The organism is Vibrio sp. 10N.222.55.C6, assembly GCF_041473395.1.
Lineage (GTDB): Bacteria > Pseudomonadota > Gammaproteobacteria > Enterobacterales > Vibrionaceae > Vibrio > Vibrio crassostreae_C.
In genome coordinates this window covers 1-409 of the sequence record NZ_JBFRSD010001113.1, presented here as the reverse complement: position 1 = coordinate 409, position 409 = coordinate 1, and the positions used below count along the sequence as shown (strand labels likewise).

At 49.4% G+C, this 409-nt stretch carries 1 protein-coding gene; it reads right to left on the bottom strand.

Annotation, left to right across the window (positions count from 1 at the left end):
• On the bottom strand, positions 1 to 409 hold a 409-nt coding region (locus tag AB4486_RS27780), incomplete at both ends, for an MFS transporter (RefSeq protein WP_372120028.1).

The window sequence follows — 409 nt, the reverse complement described above, 5'->3', positions numbered from 1 at the left end:
TCGGAAGTCCCATGGTGGTGGGCTTATCACGCAAACGCCAACAAACGATAAGACCGATAAATACGCCAATCACACCCGGCCAAATAAACCCCGCTCGCCAACTGAATTGCAGCGTCAGATAACCCACAAGAATAGGAATTAGCGCCCCACCCACGTTGTGTGCTGTATTCCAGATTGCCCAGCGAGAGCCTCTTTCGGAGCGAGAATACCAAGTCGTCAATAACTTAGAACACGATGGCCAGCCCCAACCTTGGAACCATGCATTCAGTACCCAAAGCAAGATAAAAGCCGCCAAAGAACTAGAAAAGCCAAACGCTATATTGATCAAGCCTGTCGCGATTAAGCCAAGCCCCATGAAGTAGCGCGGGTTTGACCGATCCGATATCGTGCCTGAGATAAATTTCGATAA